The organism is Schaalia vaccimaxillae DSM 15804 (assembly GCF_000420425.1).
Classification (GTDB): Bacteria; Actinomycetota; Actinomycetes; order Actinomycetales; family Actinomycetaceae; genus Pauljensenia; species Pauljensenia vaccimaxillae.
In genome coordinates, this window is the sequence record NZ_ATUX01000007.1 from 261,281 (window position 1) to 278,067 (window position 16,787).

15 protein-coding genes and 1 tRNA gene are annotated in these 16,787 nt (G+C 56.7%); 7 read left to right on the top strand and 9 right to left on the bottom strand.

Features of this window, described 5'->3' with window-relative positions:
- Nucleotides 1-47: 47 nt before the first annotated feature.
- The 3 genes from G439_RS0106155 to glgX form a co-directional block, all read right to left on the bottom strand.
- Nucleotides 48-800, bottom strand: a complete 753-nt coding sequence (locus G439_RS0106155; protein ID WP_022868313.1) for a VIT1/CCC1 transporter family protein — start codon at nt 798-800, stop codon at nt 48-50.
- 142 nt (nt 801-942) lie between these two features.
- Complete coding sequence (gene trpS / locus G439_RS0106160) at nt 943-2,043, bottom strand: tryptophan--tRNA ligase (protein ID WP_022868314.1); 1,101 nt, start codon at nt 2,041-2,043, stop codon at nt 943-945.
- A 50-nt stretch (nt 2,044-2,093) separates the two neighbouring features.
- Nucleotides 2,094-4,385, bottom strand: a complete 2,292-nt coding sequence (gene glgX / locus G439_RS0106165; RefSeq protein WP_022868315.1) for a glycogen debranching protein GlgX — start codon at nt 4,383-4,385, stop codon at nt 2,094-2,096.
- 177 nt (nt 4,386-4,562) lie between these two features.
- Here glgX and G439_RS0106170 point away from each other — a divergent pair, with 177 nt between their 5' ends.
- The 5 genes from G439_RS0106170 (at nt 4,563) to G439_RS0106190 (ending at nt 8,779) form a co-directional block, all read left to right on the top strand.
- On the top strand, nt 4,563-5,354 hold the full coding sequence (locus G439_RS0106170) for an electron transfer flavoprotein subunit beta/FixA family protein (protein WP_022868316.1): 792 nt from the start codon (nt 4,563-4,565) through the stop codon (nt 5,352-5,354).
- A 1-nt stretch (nt 5,355) separates the two neighbouring features.
- Nucleotides 5,356-6,354: an electron transfer flavoprotein subunit alpha/FixB family protein gene (locus G439_RS0106175; RefSeq protein ID WP_022868317.1), complete on the top strand. Its 999-nt coding sequence runs from the start codon at nt 5,356-5,358 to the stop codon at nt 6,352-6,354.
- Nucleotides 6,351-7,562, top strand: a complete 1,212-nt coding sequence (locus tag G439_RS0106180) for a cysteine desulfurase family protein (protein WP_026459460.1) — start codon at nt 6,351-6,353, stop codon at nt 7,560-7,562. Before G439_RS0106175 ends, G439_RS0106180 begins: the two co-directional genes overlap by 4 nt.
- Nucleotides 7,559-8,653, top strand: coding sequence for a tRNA 2-thiouridine(34) synthase MnmA (gene mnmA, locus G439_RS0106185; protein ID WP_022868319.1), 1,095 nt, complete (start codon nt 7,559-7,561; stop codon nt 8,651-8,653). Before G439_RS0106180 ends, mnmA begins: the two co-directional genes overlap by 4 nt.
- 45 nt (nt 8,654-8,698) lie before the next feature.
- Nucleotides 8,699-8,779, top strand: a tRNA-Leu gene (locus G439_RS0106190).
- A 42-nt stretch (nt 8,780-8,821) separates the two neighbouring features.
- Here G439_RS0106190 and G439_RS0106195 read toward each other — a convergent pair.
- The 5 genes from G439_RS0106195 to G439_RS11370 all read right to left on the bottom strand — a co-directional run bounded on the left by G439_RS0106195 (nt 8,822) and on the right by G439_RS11370 (nt 15,050).
- Entirely contained in the window at nt 8,822-10,405 is a 1,584-nt protein-coding gene (locus tag G439_RS0106195) for an ABC-2 family transporter permease (RefSeq protein ID WP_022868320.1), read from the bottom strand.
- Nucleotides 10,402-11,160, bottom strand: coding sequence for an ABC transporter ATP-binding protein (locus G439_RS0106200; protein ID WP_022868321.1), 759 nt, complete (start codon nt 11,158-11,160; stop codon nt 10,402-10,404). The genes G439_RS0106195 and G439_RS0106200 overlap by 4 nt, the downstream gene beginning before the upstream one ends.
- Nucleotides 11,161-11,257: 97 nt before the next feature.
- The gene (locus G439_RS0106205) at nt 11,258-12,007 is read right to left on the bottom strand and encodes a response regulator transcription factor (protein ID WP_026459462.1); all 750 of its coding nucleotides are present in this window, start codon (nt 12,005-12,007) and stop codon (nt 11,258-11,260) included.
- A 19-nt stretch (nt 12,008-12,026) separates the two neighbouring features.
- A complete protein-coding gene (locus G439_RS11365) occupies nt 12,027-13,394 on the bottom strand; it encodes a sensor histidine kinase (protein WP_022868323.1) in 1,368 nt (455 codons plus the stop codon).
- A gap of 18 nt (nt 13,395-13,412) precedes the next feature.
- Nucleotides 13,413-15,050 (bottom strand): Na+/H+ antiporter NhaC family protein, encoded by a 1,638-nt coding sequence (locus G439_RS11370; protein WP_022868324.1) that lies wholly within the window; start codon nt 15,048-15,050, stop codon nt 13,413-13,415.
- A gap of 82 nt (nt 15,051-15,132) precedes the next feature.
- Between G439_RS11370 and bcp the strand changes: the two genes are divergently transcribed.
- Together bcp and G439_RS0106225 are read left to right on the top strand one after the other, a co-directional pair.
- Nucleotides 15,133-15,609: a thioredoxin-dependent thiol peroxidase gene (bcp, locus tag G439_RS0106220; protein WP_022868325.1), complete on the top strand. Its 477-nt coding sequence runs from the start codon at nt 15,133-15,135 to the stop codon at nt 15,607-15,609.
- Nucleotides 15,609-16,322: a metal-dependent transcriptional regulator gene (locus tag G439_RS0106225; protein ID WP_022868326.1), complete on the top strand. Its 714-nt coding sequence runs from the start codon at nt 15,609-15,611 to the stop codon at nt 16,320-16,322. Before bcp ends, G439_RS0106225 begins: the two co-directional genes overlap by 1 nt.
- Before the next feature lie 10 nt (nt 16,323-16,332).
- Here the strand turns inward: G439_RS0106225 and G439_RS0106230 are convergent, their stop codons facing one another.
- Nucleotides 16,333-16,779, bottom strand: a complete 447-nt coding sequence (locus tag G439_RS0106230) for an HIT family protein (protein ID WP_022868327.1) — start codon at nt 16,777-16,779, stop codon at nt 16,333-16,335.
- Nucleotides 16,780-16,787 lie beyond the last annotated feature (8 nt).

Here is a 16,787-nt window from a genome sequence, read left to right on the forward strand (position 1 = left end):
CCAGGCTCCAATGTGACCCACAGAACTACCAACCTGTTGTTGCTGTCTCAAACGGCGACGCCGAAAAGGTGCCCGACACCGTAGGCCAGAACCATGGCTGCGCCTCCGCCGACAACCAGGCGTAGCACCGCCCTCGTGCGAGGCGCCTGCCCCAAAGCGGCACTCACCCAGCCAGTCAAAGCCAAAGCGACAATCACCGCGCCAATCGTGGCAATGATCCTGAGAGGAGGCGGGGAGACAAGAATGGTCAACAGTGGCAGAGCAGCGCCAATGACAAATGCCAAGAATGACGAGATCGCTGCCGCCCACGGGCTGGTCAGGTCGTCAGAATCAATACGGTGTTCGATCTCAAGGTGGGCGCGCAAAGGATCAGCCTGGCTGAGTTCTTGAGCCACCAGGTCGGCTGTCTCCTGGGTGAGACCGCGTTGAATCCACGCATTGGCTAGACGCTTTTGAGCTGCCTGGGGATTAACTGTTAGCTCGCGAGTTTTCCGTGCAACGACTTCGCGTTCAGCGTCGCGTTGAGCCGAAACTGACACGTATTCGCCGACCGCCATTGATAGTGCTGCCGACACGATTCCCGCAACTCCAGCGATAAGGATGGCACGAGTATCGGTGGAATCGACTGCCGCAACACCAATCAACAGGCCGGAGATGGAGACGATGCCGTCATTGGCGCCGAGCACACCTGCTCGCAGCCAGTTGAGCCGCGATGCCAAAGATTGCTCTGCGGGGTGTGAGCGTGTCGGGGTTGACTGTCCAACTTCGACGGTTGAAAGATGCTGGGCGCACGTTGTCATGGCAGGAGTTTATGCCCGATATTTCAACGAATCTACGAAGGTCAAGCGTTCCTGAGGTGCTGTTGGAAAGCCTCTAATACACATACGTAGGGGCCCCTGAGTACGTAACTCAGGGGCCCTGTGTGAGATCAAATAGGCTCACTCAGTAGATCATCTGCATGGCCTGTCGCACCTCGTTGAGAGTCTGATCTGCCTGTTCGTTAGCCTTCTCATTGCCCGCACATAGAACGTCGAGCAGATAGTCCTCATTTGCAATCAAATCCGCCCTGCGCGCACGCATTGGAGCGAGCATGTCATTGAGCGCATCAGTGACCACGGACTTCAAGGTGCCAGCGCCCTTGTCTCCAATGGACTGCGCAATTGCTTCGGGAGCCTGACCAGACGCCAGGGACGCAAGCATTAGGAGGTTAGACACCTCGGGACGCGCCTGCGGATCATAGGTGATGACACGGTCCCCGTCGGTCTTGGCTTTCTTGAGGATCTTCGCTGTCTCATCGGCACTCATCCGCAACTCGATGGTGTTACCGCGAGACTTGGACATCTTCTGCCCGTCAGTGCCCAGCAGCAACGGAACTTCAGACAGCAGAGCCTCGGGGCGAGGGAAGACGGGACGCTCGGGTACTACGCGCCCGTAGCGTTTATCAAAGCGTTGAGCGATGACGCGAGCCTGCTCAATGTGGGGGAGTTGGTCTTGCCCCACAGGCACCAGGTTGGCTTTGCAGAACAAAATATCGGCGGCTTGGTGGACCGGATAGGTCAGCATGAGACCAGTCATTGCCCGCCCATCAGTTGCTTCCAACTCAGACTTCACCGTCGGATTGCGATGCAATTCGGATTCGGTGACCACCGACAAGAAAGGCAGCATCAACTGGTTGAGAGCGGGAATAGCTGAATGGTTGAAGATCGTTGAACGCTGCGGATCAATTCCAGCAGCCAAGTAGTCAGCGATTAGACCGAGTACCCGTTCGCGAATCGGCCCGACTCCATCACGGTCTGTAATGACCTGATAGTCGGCGACTAGAACCCAGGTTTCGACACCGCGATCTTGCAGGAGAACTCGATTACGCAGAGTTCCGAAATAGTGGCCGAGATGCAGGTGTCCAGTTGGGCGATCACCCGTGAGGATCCTGAAGCGTGACGGATCTTCATCAATTGCTACCTCGATTTGAGCAGACCTGGCCTTTGAGCGGGCCAAGGACGCATCGGAGGTGGAATAAGCGAGGGCGTCTTCAGTGCTAGTCATAGTCCCAGCCTACCGTGACAGCGCCCGGACTCGGGCTCTCAGACCGATCCTTAACCCATGGGGCGAGCGGGAATATCCGATAAGAGCACGAGCATTGACAGAGCTTCGACACCAATGGTGGAACTTGACGGGATCTGCTCAAGGTCATGCGACAGCGAAACAGGATCGGTGTCTCTGGTAATGCCACCGTCTGCAATGTTCTTCCATCCGGTGTTAATGGTTACCATCCAGTCCAGACCATGGCCTCCAGGCAAGGTGACTTCCCGATCTTGAAGGGTGGCATTAACAATGACGAGGGCGTCATGATCCTTACTAGGCACCCCCGAACGCAACATCTGGAAAGTCCGGTTCGTGCAGTCGTGCCAACCATTTTCAGGCATGGGCATACCCTCGGCCGTGCACCAGGACAGATCTGGAATCGTGTCTCCCACCCAAATCTGGCCGGTAGCAAAGGTATCTGGACGCAACACCCTGTGAGCGCGCCGCAATGCAATCAACCATCGCATGAAGTCGATGCGATCGTGTTGGAAATCCTCAAGCTCCCAGTCAACCCAGGAAATTGGTGAGTCTTGGCAGTAGGCATTGTTATTGCCGTACTGGGTGCGCCCAAACTCATCGCCCCCCAAAAGCATCGGAGTGCCGGCAGAAATAAAAAGAGATGTCAGCATATTGCGCTGGGTTCTGTGGCGCAGCGCCGTCGTGGATGCATCTGCAAGCGGAACTGGATCGAGGTCGAGGTCGGCCCCATCAAAGGTGGCAGCGACGGTTCCTTCGACTCCGTGGTTCCACGACCTATTGTCATCTGAACCATCTCGGTTATTTTCCAGATTGGCCATATTGTGCTTGCGGTCGTAGGACGTCAGATCCGCGAGTGTGAAGCCGTCGTGGGCAGTGATGAAATTGATTGATGCGCGCGGTCCTCGTAAGCGTCCCACCCCGTGCTCAAACACGTCCTGCGAACCCGATATGCGGGTGGCAAGGTCGGTCGGCCCAGCGGGCAGTCCTCCGGTAGCCAAGGTACGAATATCCGAGAGCCAGAATCCTCGCAAGACTCCACGGTAGTGGTCATTCCACTCCGAGAAAGGAGCAGGGAAACTTCCCGTTTGCCAACCCCCTGGGCCGACGTCCCAGGGTTCTGCGATGAGCTTGGAATTACCAAGTTCAGGATCGGTAGCCATCCCTATGAGGAGGGGATGTAATGGGGTGAATCCGGTCGAAAAACGGCCCAGAGTCGCAGCCAAGTCAAAACGGAAACCGTCAATTCCCACTTCAGCGCTCCAGTATCGAAGCGAATCCAAGACCATCTGCATGGTGCGTGGCTGATCAACATTGACGGTATTACCGCAGCCGGTCACATCAATCATCTGAGTGGGGCGGGTATTGGTATGGCGGTAGTACAGGTCTGAGTCCAGCCCTCGCCACGACAACGATGGGCCAGAATCCGAGCCCTCGCACGTGTGGTTGTACACGACGTCCAGGATGACTTCGAGTCCGGCCTCGTGAAGAATCGACACCATTCCTCGGAACTCATCGACGACTGCTTGGACGCCGCGCTCGCGGGCAGCAGCGGTGGCGTAACTGGGCTCGGGCGCGAAATAGTTGAGAGTGGAGTATCCCCAGTAGTTGGTCAGCCCACGTTCGGTGAGGAACGTCTCGTCACACTTGGCGTGGATGGGGAGCAACTCGATTGATGTGACACCAAGGTCTTTGAGGTAGGCAACAGTCGCGGGGTGGGCGAGGCCGGCGTATGTTCCTCGTAATTCTTCTGGGACTCCGGGGAAATTTTTTGTGAATCCTTTGACATGGATTTCGTAGATCACTGTTTGTGACCAGGGGATACGCGGTTTAGGGGCCACGGGGAAAGATTCAGCTGTGACGACGCTTAGGGGAGTATGACCGCGAGAGTCCAAGGGGGATCGTTGCCAGGGGAAAGTCGACGGGTAGAGATCGTCGTCGACGCTGTGAGCGTAAACTTCCGGCCCCATATCCACAACTCCCTCGAGGCCCCTGGCGTAGGGGTCAATGAGGAGTTTGGCAGGGTTGTGGAAGAGGCCGCCTTCGGGGTCCCAGGTGCCGTGGACGCGGAAGCCGTAGCGTGTCCCCAGGCCGAGGCCGGGAATGTGGGCGTGCCAGACACCTTCAAGGGGCCCAAGGAGTCGATAGCGTGTCTCGGACCCATCGTCGCCGATGACGCAGAAATCGACGCCTGACGCTTTGCGAGCCACCACTGAAACGTCGAGTCCGCCGGCGTTGGGGCGAACGCCAAGTCGCCCAGGCAAAGAGTTTGGGACTGTTGCGTCGATGGAGGTGGTGCGGTGCTCCGACGTTGCTGAGAGCGGCACTAGACATCCCCTTCTTTTCGTCTACCAATCGTTGAATATGAGTCGTGAACGAACAGATCATAGATGACGCTCTTTCAGTATCCCTTACCGGCATGGGAAGGATCGTCACATGTGCAAATCCTCATGGACTCGGATCTGAGCGGGGAGGGAGTGCAGGGTTGTGGCACGCTATGAACCATGAGAGTTGTTGTGTGCGTCAAGCATGTCCCAGACACGCAGTCGGACCGTCGAATTGACGATGGCTGTATTGTGCGCGGCGAAGATGATGTGCTGAACGAACTTGACGAAAACGCTATTGAAGAGGCTGTGAGCCTGTGCGAAAAGCATGGCGGGGAGGTCATTGCCTTAACAATGGGGCCCGAGGACGCCCAAGACGCGCTCATACGAGCGCTCCAAATGGGGGCGGATCGGGGCGTCCTCATTAGTGATGATCACCTTGAATCAGCAGATGCCGTCGGCACCGCAGCCGTCCTTGCCGCAGCTATTCGCGCACTTCATGCCGAAACGCCCGTCGATCTAGTCGCCACCGGAATGGCCTCCCTTGATGCCATGACATCGATGCTGCCTGCGGCCCTTGCTGCCAATCTTGGCTATCCGATGCTCGGCCTCGCCCATCAGTTAGATCTCAACCTGGATTCGAAGAGTGTCCAGATCGCTCGCGACACCGATGGGTATGAGGAAGTTCTACGAGCTTCTCTGCCTGCTGTGGTATCTGTTACCGACCAAATCAATGAACCTCGATATCCTGCCTTCGCTGCCATGAAAGCAGCGCGCTCGAAACCAATGGACCAGTGGAATCTGGATGACATTGCGCCCCATCTTGATCAGTCCTTCGTCCAGAGCAAACCAGCACGGGTTCACGTCGTCGATGCTCACCAGACCACCCGTGACACTGAACCGGTGATTGTGACGGATTCTGGGCACGGTGGGGTACGCCTGGCGCAATATATCTTGGAAGTGGTGAAGTGAGGTGAACGAATTGTTAGATGCTCCGATCCTCATTCTCCTTGACCCCCAGGAAGACGCGGCAAAACCGCAAGCAACCCACGCATCGTTGCGTTTGGTTACTTTGGCGTCGCGGCTGACTACCGGACCCATTGACGCAGTCTGGTTGGGATCAGACAACGACGCCCAATCCCTCCAGATTTCTGCTCTCCAACGCATTTGGACACCCGACTTGGGCGGGCTCAATCCGCGCACATCCGCCGTTGCTGCCGATGCAGTAGAGGCCTGCCTGGGTGCAGACACCTACCGTCTCGTACTCATTGACTCAACCTATCGAGGCCGTCAGATTTCTTCTCGCCTTGCCACGAGGCTTCGCTGCGGAGCGGTCGTGGATGCATCGTCGGTGCACATTGCTGAGGGAAACATCTATGCGACCAAGACTGTGTTGGCCGGTACATGGTCGACCACACTGCAGGTGTCCTCGCCGACCGCGATCATTGCAGTGCGTTCGGGCGCCACAGCAGATCTTGAACTTGCTCCAGGAACTGCGCCCGCCCAAGTCACTCCCATTCCCGTCAGCTTTACCCCCGAAGCCCGAGCGGTCGAGGTTATTTCGAGTCGCAAACGTGACACCGATGCCTCAGTGAGTCTCAATGAGGCACCCGTCGTTGTTGTGGGTGGTCGCGGTACGGAAGGAGACTTCAGTCCGGTTGAGGAACTTGCTCAGCTCCTGGGAGGGGCTGTGGGTGCCACACGAGTGGCCACCGACGAAGGCTGGGTTCCGCGGTCCTGCCAGATCGGCCAGACCGGCGTCAGCGTGTCACCGCAACTCTACGTTGGCTTGGGAGTATCCGGCGCCATCCACCACACCGTCGGCATGCAGGCGTCCAACCACATCGTTGCCGTGTGCGACGACCCGGATGCTCCGATCTTTGAGCTCGCTGATTTTGGGGTTGTGGGGGATCTGTTCGAGGTCGTTCCCCAGGCTATTGAATACATCAAACAGGCCCGTTTGCAACAGTGATGCACTACCTCGACTACGCAGCAACGGCTCCTATCAGCCAGCGGGCCCTCGAAGCCTGGACACGAGCACAGCGCGATTTAGGCGTGGTCCCAGGAAACCCCGCGGCCCTTCACTCCGGCGGGCGCACTGCCCGACGGATGCTCGAGGATGCCCGCGAGCGCATCGGCTCAGCTTTGGGAGCAGATCGACACGAGGTGATTTTGACGTCGGGGGCTACCGAATCCGATGCTCTCGGTGTCGTGGGCGCAGCGCGCGGCATACGCAAGAAAGATGACGCCCGCACGGTGGTTTTGTCTTCGCTCGTGGAACATGACGCGGTGGCCGAGCAGCAGGCTCTCCTAGAAGGTGAGGGCTTTGCGTGGCGGACGCTTCCCCTCGGGCAAGATGGAGTCAGCATTATTGGCCAGGACGCCCTCGCGTCGACACGTGACACGATCGCTGTGGCCTCGATGGCATGGGTGTCTTCTGAGATTGGAACAATCCAACCCGTTTCTGAGCTCGTTCGCGGCCTCCATGACGGCGACGAGGCTCACGGCGATTCGCGGCCTCTGGTCCATAGTGACGCTGCTCAGGCCGTGACAACGGTCGCCGTGAACTTTGAGGAATCCGGTTTGGATTTGCTCACTGTTGGTGGACACAAAGTGGGGGCGCCCGTGGGCACAGGTGTGTTGCTTGCACGCAGGGGAGTACCACTGTCCACAGACCGGCCCGGGGGAGGACACGAACGCGGTCTGCGTTCAGGAACACCAGACGTTGCTGGAGCATGCGCCTTGGCGGCCGCCCTCGAAGAGAGTGTCCAGAGGCGAGATGAATGGACCCGCAAGGCTGCACTTTTGCGTGACCGCCTCATCGCAGGATTGCCCGCGGGTGTGGCAACGACTGTGCCGGTTAACTGTGCTTGCCCTGCGATCATCCACCTGTCTTTGCCAACCTCGCGGCCAGAAGCCGTGTTGATGGCCATGGATATGGCTGGGGTTATGGTGTCTGCTGGCTCGGCGTGCCATGCGGGAGTGACCCGCCCATCGGCAATAGTCATGCGCTTGGGACGAAGTGAAGAACAGGCGCTGGGGGTCTTGAGAATCTCAACAGGTTTTGACACAACCGAAGACGATATTGACGCGTTCTTAACGGCTTTGCCCCAGGCTATTCGCGCTGGCCAGTCGCTCGATCAAGTTGAGCACGTGCAGTCCGGAAGGAGTAAGAGGTGAAGGTCTTGGCAGCCTTGTCGGGCGGGGTTGATTCTGCGGTTGCAGCCGCTAAAGCGGTGGAAGCTGGCCACGAGGTGGTTGGAGTGCATATGGCTCTTTCCTCAGAGCCTGCCCAATGTAGGGTCGGGTCACGCGGCTGCTGCTCCATTGAAGACGCGGGAGATGCTGCCCGTGCGGCTGAAATCATTGGCATTCCCTTCTACGTGTGGGACTTGGCTGAGGAGTTCGAACGAACGGTGATCGCAGATTTTGTTGAGCAGTATCGGGTTGGGCACACCCCCAACCCGTGCGTGCGCTGCAACGAATTCGTCAAGTTCCGTGAGCTGGCGCAGCGTGCGAAGGCTCTGGGGTTTGATGCCGTGTGTACCGGCCACTATGCCGCGATTGTTGATGGCGCTCATGGGCCGGAATTACATCGTGGAGCCGATTCCCTCAAAGACCAGTCCTATGTCCTGGCGATCATGGGGCCAGAGGAATTGTCTCGGGTGGTGCTCCCCTTAGGAGATGCCCCATCGAAAGCGTGGGTTCGTGACGAGGCTGAACGTCTGGGCCTGGGCGTATCCAATAAGCCTGACTCGTACGACATCTGCTTCATTCCCGACGGGGACACGCAAGGATTCCTGCGTGCTCATCTGGGCGACGACGAGGGCGAGATTGTGTCCGTCGATGGCGAGGTTTTGGGTACCCACCGCGGGTATTGGAACTTCACGGTCGGCCAGCGAAAAGGATTGCGTATTGAGCAGCCTGCAGACGACGGCCGGCCTCGCTACGTGCTGGAAACCAGACCGTCCTCGAACCAGGTTGTTGTGGGAGCTGCAGAACTCTTGTCGGTCAACCACATTGAGTCCACGGATGCCGTGTGGTTGGCGTCCGACGACGATGCCTCTGACAATGCCGAGCTTTTTGTCCAGGTTCGCGCTCACGGTGCTCCCGTCCCCGTCGCCTCTTTGACGCACACGGATGGGGGAGTGGGCCTGACGGTGGAATTGGCTGAACCACTGCGGGGAGTCGCAGCCGGACAGTCTTTGGTTGTCTACCGAGGCACCCGGGTTCTGGGTGAGGCAACCATTTCTTCAACTGCCCGCCGTTGAGCTCGATTCCCACCTTGGCCCAACTTGCCCTTACACTAGATGGGCGCGCGAGTGGCGGAATTGGTAGACGCGCTGGATTTAGGTTCCAGTGTCTTTGACGTGTGGGTTCGAGTCCCATCTCGCGTACCGGATGCTCCGACACAGGGGTGGCGTACATAATCTTGGGTGTCACTGGGCGTGAATTGTCGATGCTTTACCGGAGCCTGTTATGAGAATTCCCAATGCCACAGTGGTTGCGAGGACACTCAAGAGGACAATTTGGGGCCACAAGTTCGGGTACATTCCAGCGGTGGTGGCCCAGCCCCAGGGAGCTAAACGCCAGAAATAGGATGAAAGCGTTTCGTTGCCTGCGATGACGAGGGAATCAAGTACTCCCACCACAGTTACGGCAACTGAAATCCCGATACCGAATCGCTGTGTTAATGCCATCGAAACAGTGGTGAGCATCCAGGTAATGAAAGGCAGGAGCAATAGCATGTGGACTCCTGAGAATGACGGAGTCGTATTTGTGGTTGAGGACAACGGTATTTGATCGAAACCAGTTACTAACCCTGCTGCAAGGAAGACGAGGGAGAGTACACCAGACGGAATCGCTACCAGTACCAGGATCATGCGTGTTGGACTGTCTCTTGTCAGCAGACTGCGCCAGGGTTCACTGACGGCACGCCAAGTCATAGTTCCAACAATGGAGCTCGCTACTGGCACTCCAACGAGGCCGAGTACGTCGAGCGCTCTGCTGGGGGAGTAGGTCAACCTAATCGTTGTCAAGATGACAACGAGTACAACGCTGAGCGACAGCCACACAATCCACGGAAGTGTCCGAATAAGGGCCAGAGAGCACCGGCGTCGAGGATGACGTACAGGAATGTCTTCTCTGTGGATGGAAGGTTGTCTCGCGTCGCTAGAACTAACTGCGTTCGTGACCAGCTCATCAGGTAAAGGATTGCTCTTTATTCTGGATAGAGCTTCGCGTTTACTACTCGTTAGATTGCCCAATAGACCTAGAACAACCACGGGGATCGTGCCTATGAGGACAGTGAGAGGAAAGGCTGGCCAGACCGGATAGGTCCACGCCTGCGCACCGGGCTCAAGATTAATTGAGTTGCCGTGTACGCCCAGTAAAGGAAGCAAAGAATGTGGTAGCCACGCCCACGGCTGAACCAGCCATGAGTCGCCTTCTGCTTGGATTGCACCGGCCATCGACCATATGAAACCCACGGCTGGGGCGACTGCAACACTAGCTCCACCGGCAAAACGAGCGAATAAGAGTCCCCAAGCTGCGCCTGCTGATTGTGAAAGTGTGAACAGAAACAAAAGAGCCATCCATGTGTTGACAGGCCCCAAACCTTCACCTACGACAAGAGACTGAATGAGGATAGGAAAGAATACCGTGAGCTGGCACAGGAAAGATCCCAGAGTAAGTACACCGATCCGTGCTAAGACAACGCGTTGGGGGTTTACGCTACGCCATCCTGTTCCGCCCTCGCGCCAGCGTTGCTCGCGATACTGGCACAGTGCTCCCATGAGCATCCCTAGTGGGATCAACACCGCGAATGGATAAAAGGACAACCAACCCAGGATGTTGCCATTCCAGCGTCCCTGAGCGTAGGCGAGCCCACTATCAACGGTTGCGGCTGCCATGTACATGCAAAATGCTGTAACCGCCAGGCTCACAAGGCTAGCGCCCAAGGTAAAAGTACGATGTTGGCGAATAAGTTCAGCGCGTATGACGTGTGGACGAGTCTTCTTCACCTCAGACCCTCCTGGGGGACAGCTGTCGACACAAGAGAAAGGTAAGCCTCTTCCAAACTTGTTGAACTTGTCCGATCAGCCAACCCATCAAGAGCGCCTTCATAAACAAGACGACCTGCAACAAGCACGCCCACGTCATCGGCCATACGGGTCATCTCACCAAGCTGGTGACTGGAGACAACAACCGTTTTTCCGGATTGAGCCAGAGAACGCAAAAGGTCTCTCAGCTCGATGATGCCCTGCGGGTCGAGACCATTCTGCGGCTCATCAAGAATTAAAACCTCAGGGTCGGTGATCATGGCAATCGCTAGAGCTAAGCGCATCTGCATTCCCATGGAAAAACTCTTGGCTCGCTTACGTCCAACCCCTGAAAGGTTGACGACGTTCAAGACAGGATCGATGACATCTGGGTCCGTACCTGTGAGCTGGCAGTGAACAAGGAGGTTGCCTCGTGCAGATAACTGGGGGAAAAGTGCAGGACCGTTGATAGAAGCACCCACGTGAGATAGAGCCGTACGGCTCCAGGGCTTCCCGAGAATCTCAACGTGACCAGTCTTGGGTTTCAATAGGCCCAGGGCAACTGATAACGCCGTTGATTTGCCAGCACCATTGGGGCCAAGCAGTGCATAAATTCGACCCGGCTTGGCGGTCAGATTCAAAGCATGTAAAACCGTGTGGCGACCATAAGAACACGTGATGTTGCGTAGGGTAAGTCCAGTAAGAGTGGAGTTGCCTAAAACTGCTGAGGTATCCATACGCCCCAGCTTGTCTGATAACTCAAGGTGGGCGGATCCCCCTTGAGTACCCGATGTTGCGTCTTGAGAGTATCCGTCTCCTCCCTAAGGCGGAGGCTCAATGTATAGCGACGAGGTTCGTGCGATAAGCATGCACAATCAGTTCAACACGATTGGAACAGCCAGTTTTTCCTAGAATTGATTTGACGTGTGTTTTAATCGTTGATTCTGCTAGGAAAAGCCGTTGCCCAATAGCCACATTCGTCAGTCCTTCGCACACCAGGTTGAGGACGTCACGCTCACGATCAGTCAAGGGTTCATGAAGAGCATCGTTTATTGGTGATGATTGCTGGTGATGTGTGGGGGCGGATTCTGCTGGAGTGCGCGAATGAGCAAAATTATTCGAGTCCGCATCCGGGGCATCCCCTAAGTGAGACAAGACCGTGCCCGTAATAGCGGGGTCCAGCCATGCGCCGCCTGCAGCGATCGTACGTACAGCTTCAAGAAGTACAGCAGGGCTCGCGTCCTTGAGTAAGAAGCCTCGAGCTCCCGCACGCAGCGCGCCAAGGATGAGGTGCTCTTCATCGAAAGTTGTCAGGATAAGGAAGGGGAGATCTGCCAATGCATGCTCTTTACGGGCCGCGCGAAGTACACCGAGACCATCGAGGACGGGCATCCGTATGTCGAGTAGAACCATGTCGATCTCAGTGCTGCGCGTTCGTATGATGTCGAGCGCTTCAGCCCCGTTAGCTGCGCTTGCGATGACGTGCAGGTCCTGTTGGGAATTGAGAAGTATTTCGAAGCCGCTGCGTACAAGCTCTTGGTCATCAACGATGAGAATGCGGATCAATCGTTGTGTGTCATTCAAAGGCGCATGAGTTGCTGATTTAGTTAATACCGTCATTGTTCTGGTGTTCTGTTTGACTGGAATTAGCTGAAATGCTGTCTAAGGGTTGGGTGGAGACAGGCACTCGTACTTTCAATATGAAGACGGGGATTGTCGAATTTTGGCGTAATTCTGTTGTCATCGCTCCGCCAACCAATCGCATTCGTTCACGTAAACCGTCCAATCCCGTACCTGCTTGTGCTGCCGTTGTGAGTGCAGCCGAACGCAAAGGATTAGTCACGCAGATGACGCACCACCCTGTATCAATGCTGACGTGCACAGTGGCTGTTCCGTCGCCATGTTTGAGCGCGTTTGTTAACCCCTCTTGGGTGGCGCGCAAGACAGCGAGGCGTTGCATCCGTGTCCATTGTGTGTCAGCCATTGTGATCTCATTTGAATCCAATATGTGGGCAGTCAACGCCAGTCCGACCGATTGAAATCGATCGACTTCCGTTCTGAGAGCACTCAGGCTTGCTGACGGTTCGATGTCTCCAACGCCGCGTAAAAGCCGCACGAGTTCGCGGACTTCTTGAAGTGAAGATGCGGCTGTCTCCTCAATGAGTTTGAGCGCTGGTGATGCGTCCTCCTCGCTTGAAACAACCAGAGCGGATGCGGCCTGGACTTTGATCGCAGTCAAACTGTGGCCGACCAGATCGTGTAGTTCACGAGCCAATCGGAGACGTTCTTCAGCGGCGGTGGCTTGGCGAGCGGCCTCTTTTGTCAGTTCAAGTTCACGGTGCCAGTCTTGAACGCGACGGCGCCGAACAGAGGCATCCATCGCAGTCAAAGCCACGGAAAGCAGACAAACAGCAGCGGCGAGCAGCACAGTGATAAGCCAGCCTCCAGAACCGTCCACGGCCATCTGACCTGTCAGCGCTGAATAAGCAGGTGACACACGCAAGAGGAGGAGAGGATTCGCGAGGCTTCCGAGGATTGCGAGGGCGACGGCCGTTCTGCACCACTGCTTCGCTCCATCCCAACGGATTACTGCATGCAGGGTCGTCAGAGCTGTGAGATAGACCGGAGATAAACCTAGAGGCACCGGCGAAACAGCTAATAGAATACCCAAGGCGATCAGCGCCAATGCAGTAATGACGAATGAAGTGCGAACCGCTGTGCGCCGAATGAACTGAGCAACAGCGATGATGAGGGTGAGGATAAAGCTAGCCACATAGGTCGGAAGCGGACCAAACTTGACGAGGAACTCAGCGTCAATCACCGCAATTATGAGAACTAGAGCTGAGAGCATCACGTCTACCAGAGGAACCGCCCAACGTGATTTTTGAGAACCTAGAAGCGTGCATTGGCGGCGCCAGTCGATCGCATAGAGGCGACTGGCTTGGTCCCGATCCTTCGTATAGACAGACATCGGCGGCGTTGAAGGTACTTAGTCGTTTGAATGACTGATAGCAGGTGTGATGGATCCGACATCCAGTGAACGATCTGAGTCAATTAGCGGCATCTTCCACCCGATCACGCCGGCTAAGGCGCAGGTCACCACGATCATCACGGCTAGGCCGCCGATGCCTGACCCCGTGGCTGAAAACACCACGTATCCCAGAAGTGAGCCGGTAGCACCAAGAAGAGCGTAGGGCAGCTGAGTATTGACGTGAGTGATGTGATTGCAGCCCGCCCCCGTACTCGACAGGATCGTTGTATCCGAAATAGGCGAGCAGTGATCACCCCACACGGCTCCGGCGAGCACCGCTCCAAAGGATGGAAGCAACCACTGGGCGCCCTCGGGCACCGCACCCATGATCTCCCCGGCAATCGGCAGTAGAATACCGAAAGACCCCCACGACGTGCCGGTAGAAAATGCCATTGCGCCAGCCACCAAGAACAGTAGCGGCACCAGCCATTGAGCTGACACATTTGCCGAAACAACTAGGGAACCGAGATAGTCTCCGGTTCCGAGCTCAGAGATCAACGATCCGAGCATCCACGCGAAGAGCAGAATCTCGATTGCGGGAAGCATAGAACGAGCACCCTCCCAAACTCCTTTGACGAAGGTTTTGGCTTCGAACGTGGGGTCGGCATGAGTGAAACGGAAATAGTAGTAGGCCGCAACAACCAGTCCGGCAGCACCACCAATGTTCAAAGACAGAGCCACATCCGTATTCGCCATCATGTCCAGGACACTGGCTGAACCCGACGCCTGGTAGCCGGTGAGAAAAATGCCGGCTATGACGCCAACGACGAGGACGACGAAGGGAACGATGAGGGCACGCATTGCCCCTGGTTCGTGGCGAGGCAGAGAATCGGTGAGCTGGCCAGGAATCTGATCCTCCGGGTCGTATAGGTCTCCGCGCGAGACCGCACGTGTTTCTTCGCGTCGCATCGCACCAAAGTCAATCTCAAAAACCACGGTGATCCACAGCAGCAGTAGAGCTGCGATGGCGTAGTAGTTCATTCCGGCTGAGCGCAGGAAAGCCCCAGCATCAGACACTTGGATACCGACGGCAGCAACGATCGGCCCCATAATGCCAATAATCGACGCACCCCAGGACGAAAAGGGGGCCAGGACTGCAACCGGAGCTGAGCTGGAATCAATCAGGTAGGCAAGTTTGGCTCGTGAGACCCGTTGGCGATCTGACACTGGCCGGGCCACCTGGCCTACCGCCAAGGCGTTGAAGTAGTCGTCAACGAAGATGGCCGTACCCAGTGCGGCGGCCAAAACTTGGGCGCCGCGGCGCGACTTGATCTTCGTCATCGCCCATTCTGAGAAGGCCTGGGTGCCACCTGACATGAGTACCAGCGACGTGATGATGCCCAAGGTCAGCAGGAATACCAGGATGAGGATGTAGTAGGAGTTTGGGGCGCCCTCGCTCCAGAAAATCTGGGAGAAAGCAGCCCACACCTTTTTGACTGTCTCCACAATGGCGCCGTCTGCGACCAGGAAGGCTGCTGCAACCACACCTGCAGCAAGGGAAGGGATGACTTTCTTGGTTCCGATCACCAGCGCAATCGCCAGGATCGGCGGGACAAGGGTCAGAATCGGATAAGACTCGATCACAAAGATCTCCATTCGCATCATGCTGGGGGCAATCAGGAGCAAGCATACGACGGTCAAGACTGCGCAAAGGACGTTGTCTTCTTAGACTGTGTCCATGACTCAGCTGACCACCGGTACCCCGGCCCCCTCCTTCACCGCCGACTCAACTTCTGGCTCGCTTTCGCTAGCCGACCTTCTGGACAAGAGTCAAAAGGGGGTCGTCGTCTACTTTTACCCCAAAGCCTCAACCCCAGGGTGCACGAAAGAAGCCTGCGATTTTCGCGACAGCCTCAACTCGCTTCGTTCCGCTGGATACGAGGTCGTGGGCGTCAGCGCCGACTCGAAGTCGGTGCTAGAAAAGTTCGCGGACAAAGAGTCTTTGAACTTCCCCCTAGTTTCGGACCCCGACCACGAAATCCTCCAAGAATGGGGAGCATGGGGCGAAAAGAAAAACTACGGGCGCACCTACGTGGGTATCATCCGTTCCACCGTTGTTGTTGCCAAAGACGGCACGGTTGAGCTGGCCCAATACAATGTCAAAGCCACGGGCCACGTTGCCCGACTGCGCCGCGACCTGGGTATCGACGACTGATGGACGCCCTGTCACAAGGTTGGCAGACCCCTGTCACACAGGACTATCTCAAGATCATTTGGGCAGCCCAGGAAGCCGGGGCAGTGGGGGTTTCAATCAACGAATTGGCAGCTAAGGCTGGGGTTGTTGCCTCCACCGCATCGGAAAATGTGCGCCGTCTCAAAGACCAGGGGTTGGTCTTCCATGAGCCCTACCAGAAAGTGCATTTGACTGACCGAGGGCACGAGGTCGCCGTCGGTATGATTCGACGCCACAGAATCCTAGAAACCTACCTGCATGAAGAGTTGGACTTCGATTGGGATGAGGTGCACGAAGAGGCTGAAATTCTTGAGCACGCGGTGTCCGATCGCCTCCTCAAACACCTTGACCGGGCGTTGGGCTACCCGACTCGCGACCCTCATGGAGACCCAATCCCGCGTGAGGACGGATCAGTGACCAGCCTTCAAGTTGTTCCCCTGGGCAGCCTAGCTGTGGGCAGGCGTGCCCTCGTTGCCCGTATTTCTGATGCCCATCCGCAGGTGCTGCGCGACCTCGAAGAGGCGGGCCTGCTGCTCGATACCAAAGTGCAGATTCAGGATCGTTCCTCGTCGGGAGACACTTTCGTCCTCGTGACTAGAAACGGCAACGAGGGCGAAAGCGTGTGTCTGAGCCCAGAACAGTTAGCGGCAATACAAGTCTTGGTGGACGAAGACTCGGCACCTCAACCGCAGTAGCGGGCAGCGATTAGCCCAGGGCGGGCGAGCTCATTGACGCGGGAACGTGTGCCCGGTGCCCCGAGGCGATGAGTTGTTCACGCAGAATCGTCATTGCCTCATCGAGTTCTTCATTACCGGCCTTGGCAGCCTTGGACAGCAAAATGTCTGTTTCATCGCGCAAGGGAATGACGTGCAGGTGCGTGTGAGGTACCTCGAATCCGGCAATAGCAAGTCCTGACCTTGGCACGTTGAAAGCCGTTTCTTGCGCCAGACCAATCGTGCGCGCAACCTTCATGAGGTGGGCAGCAACATCACTGGGAGCTTCGGTCCACTTGTCGTATTCCTCGCGCGGAACAACCAGGACATGGCCGGGGGAGGTGGGCTCGATGGTGGCAAAAGCAACGCAAATGTCGTCGGCCCATACGAATCGGCCTGCCCACTCGCCTGAGATGATCTTGGTAAAAACAGTGCTCATGGGTTCAT